Source organism: Micromonospora sp. NPDC050187 (assembly GCF_044459745.1).
Taxonomy (GTDB): Bacteria; Actinomycetota; Actinomycetes; order Mycobacteriales; family Micromonosporaceae; genus Micromonospora.
Genome location: NZ_JBITJH010000032.1, coordinates 1 through 17,998, shown reverse-complemented (window position 1 = coordinate 17,998; position 17,998 = coordinate 1). Strand labels below are relative to the sequence as shown.

The window sequence follows — 17,998 nt, the reverse complement described above, 5'->3', positions numbered from 1 at the left end:
GACGCGTGCCTCAGGAGAGCCCGAGGTCCCTGTCCAAAAGATCGAAAAGCTCCTGGTTGCTGGCCGTCCGCAGCCGGTCGGCCACGTCGGCCGCCTCGTCGGCCCGCTCGCCGACGCCCCGCTCGGCGGCGCCGAGGCGCTCCAGCAGCCGGTGCAGCCGCATGGTGATCCGGACCCGGCCGATGTCGTCGGTCTCGCGGCCGGCGAGCGCCTCCTCCAGCCGGTCGAGTTCCTCGACGGTGGGCAGCGCCTCCACCGACGCCTCGCTGACCAGCTCGGCGCGCAGGTGCTCGGCGAGGGCCTGCGGGGTCGGGTAGTCGAACACCACGGAGCTGGCCGGGCTGAGCCCGGTGGCCTTCGCCAGCCGGCCGCGCAGTTCCACGGCGGTCAGCGAGTCGAAGCCGAGGTCGCGGAAGGGCCGGTCGGCCTCCAGGGCGTGCGGGCTGTCGTGACCGATCACCTCGGCGGCGGCGGTGCGGATCAGGTCGACCAGCAGCCGGTTCTGCTCGGCGGTGGTGAGGTCGGCGAGCCGCTTGCGCAGGCCGGTGAGCACCTCGTCGCCGCCGTCGGCGGCCGGGTCAACTCCGGTCCGCAGCGCCGCCACCTCGGGCAGGTCGTCGATCAGCGGCCGGGGCCGGGCGGAGGCGAAGACCGGGGCGAAGCGGGCCCAGTCGACGTCGGCGACGGTGAGCACCGTGCCGTCGCCCTCGATCGCCGCGCGCAGGGCGGCCATCGCCGGCTCCCGGTCCAGCAGGGACACCCCTCGCCGGCTCATCGCCACCGCGTGCTGGTCGCTGACCATGCCACCGCCGGACCACGGTCCCCAGTTGACCGACACCACCCGGGCCTTCCCGGCGGGCCGGGACTGCGCCCACGCGTCGAGGAACGCGTTGCCGGCGGCGTACGCGCCGTGGTCGCCGACGCCCCATGCGGCGGCGATGGAGGAGAAGTAGACGACCAGTTCCAGCTCGTCGGGGTCGAGGAACTCGTCGAGGTGCCGGGCACCGGCGGTCTTGCCGGCCACCACGTCGGCGAGCTCGTCGGCGTCGACCACGCTGACCGGGTTGAGCCGACCCACCCCGGCGGCGTGCACGACAGCGTGCACCGTCTCGCCGTCGCGCCGCAGCCCGGCGACGAGGGCGGCGACCGCCTCCCGGTCGGCCAGGTCGCAGGCGACGACGCGGCCCTGCGCGCCGAGGTCGGTCAGCTCGGCCAGGGTGTCGGCGACGCCGGGGGCGTCCGCGCCGCGCCGGCTGACCAGGATCAGCCGGCGGGCGCCGTGCCGGGCGAACCAGGCGGCGGCGTACCGGCCGATCGCCCCGGTGCCGCCGGTGATGAGCACCGTGCCGGGCGGCTGCCAGGCGGGGGTGTCGGGCAGCTCGGTCCGGGCGGCCCGGGCGAGCCGCCGCAGGTGCAGCCCGGCGGGACGGACGGCGAGCTGGTCCTCGGCGTCGGTGTTGGTCAGCGCCCGGATCAGGTGCGCCTCGGCGGTCGGGTCCAGCTCGGCCGGCAGGTCGAGCAGACCACCCCAGTGGGCGGGGTGTTCCAGGGCGGTGACCAGGCCGAGGCCCCAGGTGGTGGCCTGGGCGGGGTGGGCGATCGGGTCGCCCGGTCCGGTGCTGACGGCCTGCCGGGTGAGCAGCCAGAGCGGTCCGGCCGGGGCGGCGTCGGTGACCGCCTGGACGAGGGCGAGGTTCCCGGTCAGTCCGGCGGGGACCGCCGGGTGGTCGGGGTGCGGTCGCTCGTCGAGGGCGAGCAGCGACACGACCCGGGACGGGGTGCCGGTGCCCGGGGTGAGCGTCCCGGCCAGGCTGCTGCGGGTGACCGTGGCCGGGTCGACGGCCACGGTACGGACCGTGCCGCCGTGCTCGCCGAGCAGCGCGGCGATCCGGTCACCGGTCCCGGTGTCCGGGCCGGTCGGGACGACCAGCAGCCAGTCGCCGGTGACCGGGCCGGCGGTGGGCTGCCGCTGCGGCCAGGTGATCCGGTAGCGCCACCCGTCGACCAGCGCGTCGGTCTGCCGCTGCCGGTGCCAGCGGGCGAGGGTGGGCAGCTGGGCGCGGAGCGGCTGGTCGGGGTCGACGCCGAACCGGGCGGCCAGCCCGTCGCCGTCCTCGGCGGTCACCGCCTGCCAGAACGCCTCGTCGACGGTGCCGGCGGCCGGTGCCGGCGCGGCGGCGCCGACCACGGTGCCGTCACCGACCGGCCAGAACCGCTGGTGCCGGAAGGCGTACGTGGGCAGGGTGACCGGGTCGGCGGTGGGCAGCAGCGCCGCCCAGCCGACCGGTACGCCGTGACAGTGCAGCCGGGCCAGCGCGCCGAGCAGGGTCGCCACCTCGTCGCGGCCGGGCCGCTGGAGGCCGGTGACCAGGGTGCGGCCGTCGTCCGGCAGGGCCTCGGCGGCCAGGGCGGTGAGCACGGTGTCCGGGCCGACCTCCAGCAGCGTGCCCACCCCGAGGGCGTGCAGGTGGGTGACGGTGTCGGCGAAGCGGACGGCCTCCCGGACGTGCCGCACCCAGTAGTCGGGGGTGCGGATCTCGTCGGGGTCGGCGACCCGGCCGGTCAGGTTGGAGACCAGCGGGATGGTCGGGGCGGCGTAGTCGACGGTGGCGGCGACGGCGGCGAACCCGGCCAGCATCGGCTCCATCAGCGGGCTGTGGAACGCGTGGCTGACGCTGAGCCGCTTGACCCGTACGCCGAGGGCGGTGACCTGCTCGGCCAGTTCGCTGAGCGCGTCGACGTCGCCGGAGACCACCACGGCGGCCGGGCCGTTGACGGCGGCGACGGCCACCCGGTCGGCGTACGGGGTGAGGAGGTCGCGCACCTCGGCCTCCCCGGCGGCGACGGCGAGCATCCCGCCGCCGGCCGGGAGGGCCTGCATGAGCCGTCCCCGGTTGCCGACCAGGGTGCAGGCGTCCGGCAGGGTGAGCACACCGGCGACGTGGGCGGCGGCGAGTTCGCCGACGGAGTGCCCGGCCACCAGGTCGGGGGTGATCCCCCAGCTCTCCACCAGGCGGTACAGGGCGACCTCGACGGCGAAGAGCCCGGCCTGGGTGAAGACGGTCTGGTCGAGCAGGGCGGCCGTCTCGCTGTCCTCGGGGGCGTTGAGCACCTCCCGGAGCGGCCGGGGCAGGTGGGCGTCGAGGTGCTGGCAGGCCTCGTCGAGGGCGGCGGCGAAGACCGGGAACGTCCGGTACAGCGCGCGTCCCATGCCGGCGTGCTGGGCGCCCTGGCCGGAAAAGAGCATGGCGAGGGTGCCGCCGGGCTCGGCGACGTCCCGGGTGAGGGCCGGGTGGCCCTGCCCGGCGGCGAGCGCCCGCAGCCCGGCCAGGTACGTGTCCCGGTCGGCGGCGAGCAGCACCGCCCGGTGCCGCAGGTGCGACCGGCCGGTGGCCAGCGCACGGGCCACCGCGTCGTCGGTGGCGGACCCGGTGGTGGCCCAGTCGGCCAGCCGGGCGGCCTGGGCGCGCAGCCCGTCCTCGTCGTTGCCGGAGACCGGCCAGGGCAGCAGCGGCAACGCGGTGACCCCGGTGTCCGCCGGGGTGGTGTCCTCGACGGCGGGTTCCGCGACGTCGTCCGGCTCGGGGGCCTGTTCGAGGATGACGTGGGCGTTGGTGCCGCTGACCCCGAAGGCCGACACGGCGGCCCGCCGCGGACGGTCCACCTCGGGCCACGGGGTGGGCTCGGCGAGCAACGTGACGGCCCCCTCGGACCAGTCCACGTGCGGGGTCGGCTCGTCGACGTGCAGGGTGGGCGGGAGCACGTCGTGCTGGAGGGCCAGCACCATCTTGATGACGCCGGAGACCCCGGCGGCGGCCTGGGTGTGGCCGAGGTTCGACTTGACCGAGCCGAGCAGCAGCGGCCGGTCGGCGGGCCGGTCCTGCCCGTACGTGGCGAGCAGCGCCTGCGCCTCGATCGGGTCACCGAGCCGGGTGCCGGTGCCGTGGCCGTCGACGACGTCCACGTCGGCGGGGTCGAGCCGGGCGTTGGCCAGGGCCTGCCGGATGACCCGCTGCTGGGCGGGGCCGTTGGGGGCGGTGAGCCCGTTGGACGCGCCGTCCTGGTTGGTGGCGGAGCCGCGCACCACGGCGAGGATCCTGCGGCCGTCCCGGCGGGCGTCGGAGAGGCGCTGGAGCAGCACCAGCCCGACGCCCTCGCCCCAGCCGGTGCCGTCGGCGGCCCCGGCGAACGACTTGCACCGCCCGTCCGAGGCGAGGCCGCGTTGCCGGGCGAACTCCAGGAACGGCCCGGGGGTGGCCATCACGGTCACGCCACCGGCCACCGCCATCTCGCACTCCCCGGCCCGCAGCGCCTGCACGGCCAGGTGCAGGGCGACCAGCGACGACGAGCAGGCGGTGTCGACACTGACCGCCGGTCCCTGGAGGCCGAAGGTGTAGGAGAGCCGGCCGGAGAGGACCGCGGCGACGTTTCCGGTGGCCTGGTAGCCCTCGGTCTCGGTCCGGGCGGCCATCAGCAGGGTCGCGTAGTCCTGGCCGTTGGTGCCGACGAAGACGCCGGTGCTGCTGTCCCGCATGTCGGCGGGGGCGATTCCGGCCCGTTCGAACAGTTCCCAGCCGGTCTCCAGCAACAGCCGCTGCTGCGGGTCCATCACCAGCGCCTCGCGCGGGGAGATGCCGAACAGGCCCGCGTCGAACCCGCCGACGTCGGTGAGGAACCCGCCCTCCCGCACGTACGAGGTGCCGGGGGTGTCGGGGTCGGGGTCGTAGATGGCGTCGAGGTCCCAGCCCCGGTCGGCGGGGAACGCGGCGATCGCGTCCCGGCCCTCGGCGACCAGCCGCCACAGCTCCTCGGGGCTCTCCACCCCGCCCGGGTAGCGGCAGCTCATAGCGACGATGGCGATCGGCTCGTCGAGGGCGGCGACGGCCCGGGTGGGTGCGTCGACCTGGGCGGTGACACCGAGGATCCGGTCGGCGAGCCAGCTGGCGAGCAGCGTCGGGGTGGGCTGGTCGAAGACCAGGGTGGCGGGCAGTTTCAGCCCGACGGCCTCGCCGAGCCGGTTGCGCATCTCCACCGCGCTGAGCGAGTCGAAGCCGATCTCCCGGAACGGCCGGTCCGCGCCGACGGCCTCGGCGGAGGCGTGTCCGAGCACCGCTGCGGCGTGCACCCGGACCAGGTCCAGCAGGGTACGACGGCGTTCCGGTTCGGCGAGACCGGCGAGCCGGCCGCGCAGCGGGGACGCCTCGGCCGGTTCCTCGTCGTCGCGGGTCCGAGCGGCCAGGTTGCGGGCCACCTCGGGGATGTCCTCGATCAGCGGCCGGGGGCGGGTCATCGCGAAGGTCTGGTGGAACCGGTCCCAGGCGATGTCGGCGACGGTGAGGGCGGTCTCGTCGTGGGCGAGTGCACCGGCCAGCACGGAGACGGCCAGTTCGGGCCGCATCGGGCGGACCCCGGAGCGGAACATGTGGTCGGCGGCGCCCTCGGTCTCCAGCAGGCCGCCGCCGTCCCAGGCGCCCCAGGCCACGGCGGTGGCGGCCCGGCCCCGGCGACGCCGGTCCTCGGCGAGGGCGTCGAGGAAGGCGTTGCCGGCGGCGTAGCCGGCCTGGAGGCCACCGCCCCAGACGCCCGCCCCGGAGGAGAAGAGCACGAACGCGTCGACGTCGCCGACGAGCGTGTCGAGGTTGACCGCGCCGGCGACCTTGGCGTGCAGGGCGTCGGCCAGCCCGGTCAGGTCGGTGTCGGCGAGCGGGCAGGCGGGGGCGACCCCGGCGGCGTGGAACACCGCGTCGACGCGGGTCCCGTCGCCGGCCAGCCGGTCGAGCAGGGTGCGCAGCGAGTCCGGGTCGGCCACGTCGCAGGCGGCGACGGTGACCCGTGCGCCGAGGCCGGTCAGCTCGGCCTCCAACTCGGCGGCCCCGGTGGTCGCCGGGCCCTGCCGGCTGGTCAGCACCAGGTGGGACGCGCCCGCGCGGGCCAGCCAGCGGGCCACGTGCGCGCCGAGCGAGCCGAGACCGCCGGTGATCAGGGCGGTGCCGGTCGGCTGCCAGCCGGTGGCGGCCCGGTTGAGGTCCGCGTCGGCGCGGGCGAGCCGGCGGACGAAGAGCCCGGAGGGGCGTACGGCGACCTGGTCCTCGTGCCCGACCCCGGCGAGCGCGGCGGCGAGCCGGTTGCGGGAGCGCCGGTCCAGCTTCGCCGGCAGGTCGACCAGACCGCCCCACCGGTCGGTGTGCTCCAGGGCGGCGACCCGGCCCAGTCCCCAGACCAGGGCCTGCCGGGGGTGGTCGAGCGGGTCGGCGCGACCGGTGGAGACGGCCCCGGTGGTGGCGCACCAGAGCGGTGCGGTGATCCCGAGGTCGCCGAGGGCCTGCACCAGGGTGAGGGTGCCGGCGAGACCGAGGGGGACCACCGGCCGGTCGGGGTGCTCGTCCTCGTCGAGGGCGAGCAGGGAGAGCACGCCGGTGACGGCGTCGGTGTCGAGGTCGGCGAGGTGCGCGGCGAGCACCTGCCGGTCGGGGCCGTCGACGGTCAGCGGAAGCACGTCCGCCCCGGCCTCGCCGAGTGCCTGCACGACCTGCCCGACCAGCGGGTGACCGGCGTGTGCGGTGGACGCCACGAGCAGCCAGGTGCCGCGCAGCGGGGTGCTCGGCACCTCGGTCAGCGGTTTCCACTGGACCCGGTAGCGCCAGCCGTCCACGGTGGTCTCGTCGCGTCGGCGTTGCCGCCACGAGGAGAGCACGGGCAGCGCGTCGCCGAGGCTGCGGGCCTCGGCGGCGTCGATGCGCATCGCGGCGGCGAGGGCGTCGGCGTCGGCCCGCTCGACGGCGTCCCAGAACTGCCGGTCGGCCGGGTCGTCGGCGGTGGACGCCGGGCCGGACCGGACCGGGGTCTCCGGCCAGTACCGCTGCCGGTGGAAGGCGTACGTGGGCAGCGCGACGGCCGGGCCGCTGCGCGCCCCGCAGACGGCGGTCCAGTCGGCCTCGACGCCGTGCACGTGCAGCTCGGCCAGGGCGGTGAGCAGCCGGGGCAGGCCACCCGCGCCCCGGCGCAGCGTGTTGACCACAGCCGCGTCCTGCTCGCTGGCGTCGATGGTCTCCTGCATGCCGAAGCTGAGCACCGGGTGCGGGCCGACCTCCAGGAAGACCTGGTGCCCGTCGGCGAGGAGCGTACGCACGGCCCGCTCGAAGTTCACCGTCTCGCGCAGGTTGCGGTACCAGTAGCCGGCGTCGAGGGTGGTGGTGTCGGTCTGCTCGCCGGTGAGCGCGGAGTAGAACGGCAGTTCGGCGGGGCGGGCGGTGATCCCGGCCAGGCTCTCCAGGAGCCGGTCGGCGACCACCTCGACCTGCGGCGAGTGCGAGGCGTAGTCGACGTCGACGCCTCGGGTGCGGACCCCGTCGGTGGCGCACTCGGCGACCAGTTCGGCGAGGGCGTCCGGTTCCCCGGCGACCACCACCGATCCCGGGCCGTTGACGACGGCGACGCAGAGCCGGTCGTCCCACCGGCGCAGCCGCTCGCGGACCTGGTCGGACGGGAGGGCCACGGAGACCATGCCGCCCTGGCCGGTGATGTCGATCAGCACCTGGCTGCGGAGCGCGACGATCCGGGCCGCGTCCTCCAGGGAGAGGGCGCCGGCCACGCAGGCCGCGGCGATCTCGCCCTGGGAGTGCCCGACGACCGCGCCGGGACGTACCCCCAGCGACCGCCAGAGCCGGGCCAGGGAGACCATCACCGCCCAGATCGCGGGCTGCACCACACCGGAGGCGACCAGCGGTGGGGCGTTCTCGGCACCGCGCAGCACGTCGGTCAGGGACCAGTCCACCCAGGGTGCGAGGACGGCCTCGCACTCGGCGATGCTGGCGGCGAAGACCGGCGAGGTGTCCAGCAGGTCCACGGCCATGCCGGGCCACTGGGAGCCCTGTCCGGAGAAGACGAAGACGGGGGCGGTGTTGCGCAGCGTCGTCCCGGACACCACTGTGCCGGTGGATTCGCCGTCGACCAGCGCGGTGAGCCCACGGGCCAGGTCGGGTCCGTCCGCACCGAGCACGACGGCCCGGTGCGGGAACCTCGACCGGCTGGTGGCGAGGGCGTACGCCACCTCGGCGGGTTCGACCTCCGGGTGCGCGGCGAGGTGGCCGCGCAGCCGGGCGGCCTGCTCGCGCAGGGCGACCCGGTCGGTGGCGGAGAGCACGAGCGGGACGAGTCCGGCGTCGTCGACGACACCCGGCTGGGGGTCGGTGGCGGCCGGCTCGGGTGCCTGTTCCAGCACGACGTGGGCGTTGGTGCCGCTGATGCCGAACGACGAGACGGCGGCCCGACGGGGCCGGCCGGTCTGCGGCCAGGGCGTCGGTTCGGTGGCCAGGGTGACGGCCCCGGTGCTCCAGTCGACGTGCGGGGACGGCTCGTCCACGTGCAGGGTCGGCGGCACCAGCCCGTGCCGCATGGCGAGGACCATCTTGATGACACCCGCCACACCGGCGGCGGCCTGCGTGTGACCGATGTTCGACTTGATCGACCCCAGCAGCAACGGCTCGGCACGATCCTGCCCGTAGGTGGCGAGCAGCGCCTGCGCCTCGATCGGGTCACCCAGCGTGGTGCCCGTGCCGTGCGCCTCCACCGCGTCCACATCCGCCACGGTCAGCCGGGCGTTCGCCAGGGCCTGCCGGATCACCCGCTGCTGCGACGGACCATTCGGCGCGGTCAACCCGTTCGACGCACCATCCTGGTTGACGGCGGTGCCCCGCACCACCGCGAGGATCCGCCGACCGTCCCGACGGGCGTCGGAGAGCCGCTGCACCAGCAGCACGCCCACACCCTCGCCCCAGCCGGTGCCGTCCGCTCCCCCGGCGAACGCCTTGCACCGACCGTCCGGAGCCAGGCCCCGCTGCCGGGAGAACTCGATGAACGTCCCCGGGGTGGCCATCACGGTCACGCCACCGGCGAGGGCCAGGTCGCACTCGCCCGACCGCAGCGCCTGCGCGGCCAGGTGCAACGCCACCAACGACGACGAACACGCCGTGTCGACGGTGACCGCCGGCCCCTCCAGACCGAACGTGTACGCCACCCGACCCGACAGCACACTGCCCGACGTGCCGGTGCCGATGTAGCCCTCCACCTCGGCGGGCAGGTCCATCAGCCGGGAGGCGTAGTCGTGGTACATGACCCCGGCGAAGACGCCGGTGCGGCTGCCGCGCAGCCGGTGCGGGTCGAGGCCGGCGGACTCGAACGCCTCCCACGAGGTCTCCAGCAGCAGCCGCTGCTGCGGGTCCATGGCGAGGGCCTCACGCGGGCTGATGCCGAAGAAGCCGGGGTCGAACTCGGCCGCCCCGTACAGGAAGCCGCCCTGCCGGGCGTAGGAGGTGCCGCTGGTGGCGGGGTCGGGATCGAAGAGCGTGTCCAGGTCCCAGCCCCGGTCGGCGGGGAACTCGCCCACCCCGTCCCCGCCGGTGGCCAGCAGCTCCCAGAGTTGGTCGGGGTTGTCCGCCCCGCCCGGGAACCGGCAGGCCATGCCGACGATCGCGACCAGGTCGTCGGAGCCGACGGGGGTGACCACGTCGGTGGTGACGGTGGACCGGCCGCCGGCCAACTCCGCGTACACCTGGCCGGCGAGGATCTGCGGGGTCGGGTAGTCGAAGACCAGGGTGGCGGCGAGCCGCAGCCCGGTCGCCGCGTTGATCCGGTTGCGCAGGTCGACCGCGGTCAGCGAGTCGAAGCCCAGTTCCCGGAACGCCCGGTCGGCCGGGACGGCGTCCGCGCCACCGTGTCCGAGGACCTGCGCGACGAGGCCACGGACGAGGACGTCGACCTGGTCGCGGGCCTCCTGCGGGTCCAGTCCGGCGAGCCGGTCGGCCCAGTTGCCCTTGCCCGCCTGCCGGCGGACGGTCACCGCGCCGAGCAGCACCCGCAGCATCGACGGCACCCGGCCGGCGACGACCTGGGCCCGCATCGCCGGCACGTCGATCACGGCCGGCACCAGGGCGGGCCGGCCGGCGGCGAGAGCGGCGTCGAGGAGTTCCAGGCCGGTGGCGGCGCTCATCGGGGTGATGCCGGCCCGCACGGAACGGGCCCGGTCGGCGGCACCGATCGTGGCGGCCATGCCGGCGGTGTCCCACATGCCCCAGGCGAGGCTGGTCGCCGGCAGGCCGGCCCCCCGGCGGTACGCGGCGAGCGCGTCGAGGAACGTGTTCGCCGCCGAGTACGCGGCCTGACCGGGCGAGCCGAGCACCCCGGCGACGGACGAGAAGAGCACGAACAGGTCCAGGTCCCGGTCGCGGGTGGCCTCGTGCAGCCACCACGCGGCGGTCGCCTTGGGCGCCAGCACCCCGGCCAGCCGTTCCGGGCTGATCGCGGAGACCACCCCGTCGTCGAGTACCCCGGCGGTGTGCACCACTCCGGCCAGCCGGCCGGTGACCCCGGCGACCAGCGCGGTGACCCGGTCGGGGTCGGTGACGTCGGCGGCGACGACCTCGACCCGGGCGCCCAGGCCGGTCAACCGTCCGGTCAGTTCGGCCGCGCCGGGCGCGTCCGGGCCCTGCCGGGAGACCAGCAGCAGCGACCGCACCCCGTGGGCGGTGACCAGATGCTCGGCGACCAGGGCACCGAGCGCTCCGGTGCCGCCGGTGACCAGGACGGTGCCCTCGCCGACGGTCGGCACGGTCTCGCCCGGCGCGGTCACGGCGGCCCGGACCAGGCGTGGGGTCAGCACCGCGTCGGCACGCAGCGCGACCTGCCCGCCGGTCGTCGAGGGATCGTCGAGCACCCCGGCGAGCACCGCCAGCACGGCGGCGTCCAGGTCACGGTCCACGTCGGCCAGGACGAGCCGGTCCGGATGCTCCGACTGCGCGGACCGCAGCAGGCCCCACACCGCCGCGCCGGCCAGGTCGGCGACCGTGTCGTCGGCGCCGGCGGCCACCGCGTCCCGGGTCACCACCACCAGCCGGGACTCGGCCAGCGCCTCGGCGGCCAACCAGGACTGGAGCACGTCGAGGGTGTCGGTGGTGGTGGCGCGGAGCGCACCGGCCGGGTCGAGGTCGGCGGAGCCGGCGACCGGCAGGACGAGGACGCGCGGCGGTTCCGCGCCGGCCTCGACGGCGGCGAGCACCGCCGGCACGTCCGCGAAGGTGGGCAGTACGGGCGGGTCGGTCCGGTCCGGGGCGGCGAGCAGCGCCCACCCGGTGAGGTCGTCGCCGACGGTGACCTCCTCGGCGGGCCAGGTCACCTCGAACAGCGAGCGGGTGGCGACGCTCGGGGCGTTCAGGCCGGCCATCTCCCGCAGGACGAGAGAGTCCACCGACACCACCGGCGTGCCGGCGGCGTCGAAGGCGACCAGCCGCACCGCCTGGCCGTCGCGGGTCAGCCGGACCCGCAGCATCGTCGCTCCGGAGGCGTGCACCTGCGCGCCCTCGAAGGCGAACGGCACCCGGGCACCGCCCTCCTGTCCGGCGACGAGGAGGCCGACCGGGTGCAGGGCGGCGTCCAGCAGTGCCGGGTGCACCGCGAACGCGCCCGCCTGCGCGGCGGTCTCCTCCGGGAGGGCGACCTCGGCGTACAGGTCACCGTCGCCGGTCCAGAGCCGGCGCAGTCCCCGGAACGCCGGCCCGTACGCCAGGCCCCGGCCGGCGAGGGTGTCGTACCAGTCGGCGAGGTCGACCTCGGTGGCCGCGACGGGCGGCCAGACGCCGAGACCGGGCTCGTCGTTCGTGGCGGGTTCCAGCACACCCTCGGCGTGCCGGGTCCAGCCTGCGTCGGGGTCCTCCTCGGCCTGGGAGTGCACGGTCACCGACCGGGTGCCCGCGTCGTCGGCCGCGCCGACCCGCACCTGCACCCGGACGCCGCCGGTGTCGGGCAGGGTCAGCGGCGCGGCGATGGTCAGTTCCCGTACCCGGGACGCGCCGACCTCGTCGCCGGCCCGCACGACCAGTTCGACCAGTGCGGTGCCGGGGAGCACCACGACGCCGGAGACCGCGTGGTCGGCCAGCCACGGGTGGGTGGCCAGGGCGAGCCGGCCGGTGAGCAGCACCATGTCCTCGCCGGCCACCGAGACGGCCGCGCCGAGGAGCGGATGTCCGGCCGCACCGAGGCCGGCGCCGGAGACGTCGGCGATCCGGCCGACCGGCTCCAGCCAGTACCGCTCATGCTGGAACGCGTAGGTGGGCAGGTCGACCCGACGGGCGCCGGTGTCGGCGAGCAGGACGTCCCAGTCGACGGCCAGCCCGTCGGCGTGGAGCTGGGCGAGGGCCTCCAGCAGGGCGCGGGGTTCGGGCCGGTCCTTGCGGGCCAGCGGCACGAGCACGGCCGACGGGTCGGTGAGGCAGCCCTGCGCCATGGCGGTGAGCACCCCGTTGGGGCCCAGCTCGACGTAGGTGCCCACGCCCGACTCGGCGAGTTGGTCGACGGTGTCGGCGAAGCGGACCGCCTCCCGGACGTGCCGCACCCAGTAGTCGGGGCTGCACAACTGCTCGGCGGTGGCGACCCGACCGGTCAGGTTCGACACGATCGGCACGCCGGGCGGCTGGAAGCTCAGCGTCGCGGCGACCGCCGCGAACTCGGCGAGCATCGGGTCCATCAGCTCGCTGTGGAAGGCGTGGCTGACCCGCAGCCGGCGGGTGGGGGTGCCCCGGCCGGCCCAGAGGGCGGCCAGCTCGTCGACCGCCTCGGCGTCGCCGGAGACGACGACGGCGGTGGGCCCGTTCACGGCGGCGATCCCGAGCCGGCCGGTGATCCCGGTCAGCGACTCGACCACACTCGCCTCGTCGGCGGCGACGGCAAGCATCGCCCCGCCGGCCGGCAGGGCCTGCATGAGCCGACCCCGGGCGGCGACCAGCGTGGCCGCGTCGGCGAGGGAGAGCACCCCGGCGACGTGCGCGGCGGCCAGCTCGCCGATGGAGTGGCCGGCCAGCAGGTCCGGGGTGAGGCCGAAGGACCGCGCCAGCCGGAACATGGCCACCTCGACGGCGAAGAGGCCGGCCTGGGTGAAGACGGTCTGGTCCAGCAGGTCGGCCTCGGGTGTGCCGGGCTCGGCGAACATCACCTCGCGCAGCGGGCGGGGCAGCTGCGGGTCGAGAGCGGCGCAGACCTCGTCGAGGGCCTGCGCGAAGACCGGGTACGCCTCGGCGAGCTGCCGGCCCATCCCGGCGCGCTGCGCGCCCTGACCGGAGAAGAGGAACGCCACCCGTCCCCGGGGCCCGGCGGTGCCGGTGACCACCGTGGCGGTCGGTTCGCCAACGGCGAGGGCCCGCAGCCCGGCGAGCAGGTCGGCGCGGTCACCGGCGAGCACCACGGCCCGCCGGTCCAGCCCGGCGCGGGCGCGGGAGGAGACCGCGACGTCGATCGGGCGGACGTCCGGGGCGGCGACGAGGTGGTCGGCCCAGCGGCCGGCCTGCGCGGCGAGCGCCTCCGGGCCGCGGGCGGAGAGCAGCACCGGGACCAGCGGCGGTACGGCGGCCCCGGCCGCCGGTTCGGTCTCCTCGACGGCGGGGGCCTGCTCGACGATGACGTGGGCGTTGGTGCCGGAGATACCGAACGACGACACGCCGGCCCGGCGCGGACGGTCCACCGCCGGCCAGGGGCGGGCCTCGGTGAGCAGGGACACGGCCCCGGCCGTCCAGTCGATGTGCGGGGACGGCGCGTCGACGTGCAGGGTGGCCGGCAGCCGGCCGTGCCGGATCGCCATCACCATCTTGATCAGGCCGGCGACCCCGGCGGCGGCCTGCGTGTGGCCGAGGTTGGACTTGACCGACCCGAGCCAGAGCGGATCCGTGCCGGCCCGGTCCTGCCCGTACGTGGCGAGCAGGGCCTGCGCCTCGATCGGGTCGCCGAGGGTGGTGCCGGTGCCGTGCGCCTCGACGGCGTCCACGTCGGTCGGAGCGAGCCGGGCGTTGGCGAGCGCCTGCCGGATGACCCGTTCCTGGCTGGGGCCGTTGGGGGTGGTCAGGCCGCTGCTCGCGCCGTCCTGGTTGACCGCGCTGCCCCGGATCACCGCGTAGACGCGCCGGCCGTCGCGTTGGGCGTCGGAGAGCCGCTGGAGGAGCAGCACGCCGACGCCCTCGGCCCAGCCGGTGCCGTCGGCGGCGGCGGCGAACGACTTGCAGCGCCCGTCCGGGGCGAGGCCACGCTGCCGGGAGAACTCGGCGAAGACGCCGGGGGTGGAGAGCACGGTCACACCGCCGGCCAGGGCGAAGTCGCAGTCGCGCTGGCGCAGGGCCTGCACCGCCAGGTGCACGGCGACCAGCGACGACGAGCAGGCGGTGTCGACGGTGACCGCCGGCCCCTCCAGCCCGTACGTGTAGGCGACCCGGCCGGAGACGAGGCTGCCGGAGTTGCCGGTGCCGAGGTAGCCCTCGACCCCTTCGGGCAGGTCCAGCACCCGGGAGGCGTAGTCGTGGTACATCACCCCGGCGAAGACGCCGGTGCGGCTGCCGCGCAGCCGCTGCGGGTCGAGGTCGGCGGACTCGAACGCCTCCCACGCGCTCTCCAGCAGCAGCCGCTGCTGCGGGTCCATGGCCAGCGCCTCGCGCGGGCTGATGCCGAAGAAGCCGGGGTCGAAGCCGGTGGCGTCGTAGAGGAAGCCACCCTTGTCCGTGTACGAGGTGCCCGGGTTGTCCGGGTCGACGTGGAAGAGCCGTTCCAGGTCCCAGCCCCGGTCGGTGGGGAAGTCGCCCCGCCCCTCCCGTCCGGCGGCGACCAGGTCCCACAGGTCCTCCGGGCCCCGGACACCGCCGGGGAACCGGCAGGCCATGCCGACGACGGCCATCGGCTCGCGGTCCTTCGACTCCACCTCGCGCACCCGCCGCCGCGCCTCGCGCAGGTCGGCGGTGGCACGGCGGAGGTAGTCGAGGAACTCTGCCTCAGTGGGCATCGGGCCACTCCGTATCGGGATCAGAGGTCCGGGGCATCCGCGGTCAGGCCGTTCCGAGCTCGTCGTCGAGGAGGTTGAACAGCTCCTCGGCGCTGGCGGAGGCGAGGTTGCCGTCGCCCGTGGTGGTGTCGTCGGCGTCGGCCTCGGCGTACGTCCACAGGGACAGCAGCTCGCGGAGTCGGGCGGCGACGGCGGTACGGTCGGTGTCGTCGGTGGCGACCGCCCGCATGGCGGTCTCCAGCTTGTTCAGCTCGCCCAGTACGGACAGCGCCGACGTGGTCCGTTCGGCGAGCAGCGCGGCGCGCAGGTAGCCGACGAGCGCGGTCGTGGTCGGCCGGTCGTAGATCAGGGTGGACGGCAGGCGCAGGCCGGTGGCGGCGGTGAGCCGGTTGCGGAACTCGACCGCGGTCAGCGAGTCGAAGCCCAGCTCGACGAAGCCCTTCTCCTCGTCGACGGCACGCATCGAGGCGTACCCGAGGACCGCCGCCGCGTGGGTGCGGACCAGGTCGGAGAGGACCCGGTCCCGCTCCCCCTCGCCGGTGGCGGCGAGGGTGTCCCGCAGGGCCGCCGCCGCGTCGGCCGCCGGGACGGCGGTGGTCGGCGCGGCACCGGCCGGCCGGACCAGGCCGTGCAGCACGCGCGGCAGCGCCGGACCGAGCCGGCCCAGCACCCCGAGGTCCAGGTTCACCGGTACGACCACCGGGTCCGGGAAGCGCAGCGCCTCGCTGAACAGCGCCATGCCCTCGTCGCCGTCGAACGGCCGGAAGCCGTTCCGGCTCATCCGCCGCTCGTCGACGTGGCCGGGCTGCCCGCCGGGCTGGTCCGGGTTGGCCCACGGCCCCCACGCCATCGACGTGACGGCCAGCCCGCGCGCCCGCCGGTGCAGGGCGAGGGCGTCGAGGAACGCGTTCGCGGCGGCGTGGTTGGCCTGACCGGGACCGCCGAAGAGTCCGGACGCGGACGAGAAGAGCACGAACGCGGCCAGGTCGAGTTTCTCGGTCAGCTCGTGCAGGTGCCAGGCGGCGTCGACCTTCGGGCCGAGGACGGCGTCGAAGCGGGCCGGGGTGAGGGCGGGCAGCACCCCGTCGTCGAGGACCCCGGCGGAGTGCACGACGCCGACGAGCGGCTGGTCGGCGGGGATCTCGTCGAGCAGCACGGCGAGCGCGTCCCGGTCGGTGACGTCGACGGCCGCCACCTGGACGGTCGCGCCGAGCGCGGTCAGCTCGTCGGTCAGCGTCGCCGCGCCGGGGGCGTCCGGGCCGCTCCGGCTGACCAGCAGCAGGCGGCGGACGGCGTGTCCGGTGACCAGGTGCCGGGCGACGAGCCGGCCGAGCGCCCCGAAGGCACCGGTGACCAGCACGGTGCCGGTGGAGAGGTCGGGGGCCGGCCGGTCGGACGGCGGCGGGCCGAGCCGGGAGAGCCGGGGGGTGCGGAGCCGACCGGCCCGGACCGCGAGCTGCGGCTCATCGGTGGCCAGGGCCGCCGGCAGCGCGTTCACCGAGCGGGGGTCGTCGTCGAGGTCGACCAGGACGATCCGGTCCGGGTTCTCCGACTGGGCGGAACGGAGCAGCCCCCACACGGTGGCGGCGGGCAGGTCGGTGAGCCGGTCGTCGGCGGTGACGCCGACCGCGCCCCGGGTGACCACCACCAGGCGCGGACCCTCCAGCTCCGGGTGGGTCAGCCACTCCTGCACCAGGGCCAGGGTCTCGTGGCTGACCAGGTGCGCCGCCCGCGCCGGACCCGGCTCGTCGGCGCGCTGGCCGGTGACCGGGGCGAGCACCGCGTCGGGCGGGGTCGCCCCGCCGGCCAGGGCCGCGACCAGGGCTGCCAGGTCGGGGTACCTCTCGACGCCCGGCCAGGCGTCGCCGAGTGCGACGAGCCGGGGGGCGGTAGCCGGCGCGGCGGTCGGCTCGGTCCAGTCGAGCCGGTGCAGCGACCGGTTGGCGGTACGCCGGGCGGCGCCGAGCTGCTCGGTGGTGATCGGTCGCAGCACCAGGGCGTCGAGCGAGGCGACCGGCACCCCGCCGGTGTCGGTGACGGTGGCCGCCACCGACTGCTCCCCGACGGTGAGCCGGACCCGCAGTTCCCGGGCCCGGGTCGGCTGGATCGCCACCCCGGTCCAGGAGAAGGGAAGCCCCGGCTGGGCGGCACCGTCACGGGGGGCGGTCCCGGCGCGGTCGAGCACGCTGGCGCCGATGGCGTGCAGGGCGGCGTCGAGCAGCGCCGGGTGCACCCCGAACGCGGTGGTGTCGGTGGACGCGTCGTCGTCCAGGGCCACCTCGGCGAGGATGTCGCCGCCGCTGCGCCACGCGGCCCGCAGCGCGCGGAACACCGGTCCGTAGTGGTAGCCCTGGTCGGCGAGGTGCGGGTAGAGAGCGTCGAGGGCAATCGGCTCGGCGTCGGCCGGGGGCCAGGCACCGGCCGGGGCCGCGTCGACCGGTCGGGTGGGGGCGAGCAGTCCGGTGGCGTGGCGCCGCCACTGCCGGACCGTACCCGGCTGGTCGTCGGCGTCGTCGACGGACGAGTGGACCGAGACGGGCCGCAGGCCGTCGCCGTCGGCCGCCCCGACCCGTACCCGCAGGTCAACCGCGCCCTCGTCGGGCACGGCGAGCGGGGCCTCCAGGACCAGCTCGGTCACGTGGGCAGCACCGACGTGTCCGCCGCTGGCGGAGACCAGTTCGACCAGGGCGGTGCCGGGCAGCAGGACGGTGCCGAGTACGGCGTGGTCGGCGAGCCACGGGTGGGTGGTCAGGCCGATCCTGCCGGTGAGCAGCAGTCCCTCGTCGCCTGGCAGGTCGGCCACGGCGCTGAGCAGCGGGTGGTCCACGGCGTCCAGGCCGGCGGCCGGCAGCCCGGCCCGGCTCGTGCCGGTGCCCTGGAGCCAGTACCGGTCCCGGGCGAACGGGTAGGTGGGCAGGTCGACGACCGCCGTCTCGGCGAGCACCCTGCCCAGGTCGACCGGCAGGCCGATGGTGTGGGCGGTGGCGAGACTGGTCAGCAGCCGGGTCGGATCGTCCTCACCCCGTCGCAACGTCCCCAAAGTGTGCCCGGAGACACCGACGTCGTCGAGAATGCCGGTCACCGGCATGGTGAGCACCGGATGCGGCGAGATCTCCACGAACGTCGTGTGACCCGCCTCGACCGCCACCCGCACGGCCGGATCGAACAACACCGTCCGCCGCAGGTTCT

At 76.0% G+C, this 17,998-nt stretch carries 2 protein-coding genes; both read right to left on the bottom strand.

All coding sequences use genetic code 11. From position 1 onward, the window contains the following. Window positions 1–10 precede the first annotated feature (10 nt). On the bottom strand, window positions 11–14,809 hold the full coding sequence (locus ACIBJE_RS29425; protein WP_396753536.1) for a type I polyketide synthase: 14,799 nt from the start codon (window positions 14,807–14,809) through the stop codon (window positions 11–13). A 43-nt stretch (window positions 14,810–14,852) separates the two neighbouring features. Continuing rightward, window positions 14,853–17,998, bottom strand: a 3,146-nt coding sequence (locus tag ACIBJE_RS29420; RefSeq protein ID WP_396753535.1) for a type I polyketide synthase, incomplete at its 5' end; no start/stop codon positions are given.

Bases quoted from the DNA above. Each gene is read 5' to 3' on its own strand.
- ACIBJE_RS29425 (WP_396753536.1), bottom strand. From the start codon at position 14,809: ATGCCCACTGAGGCAGAGTTCCTCGACTACCTCCGCCGTGCCACCGCC.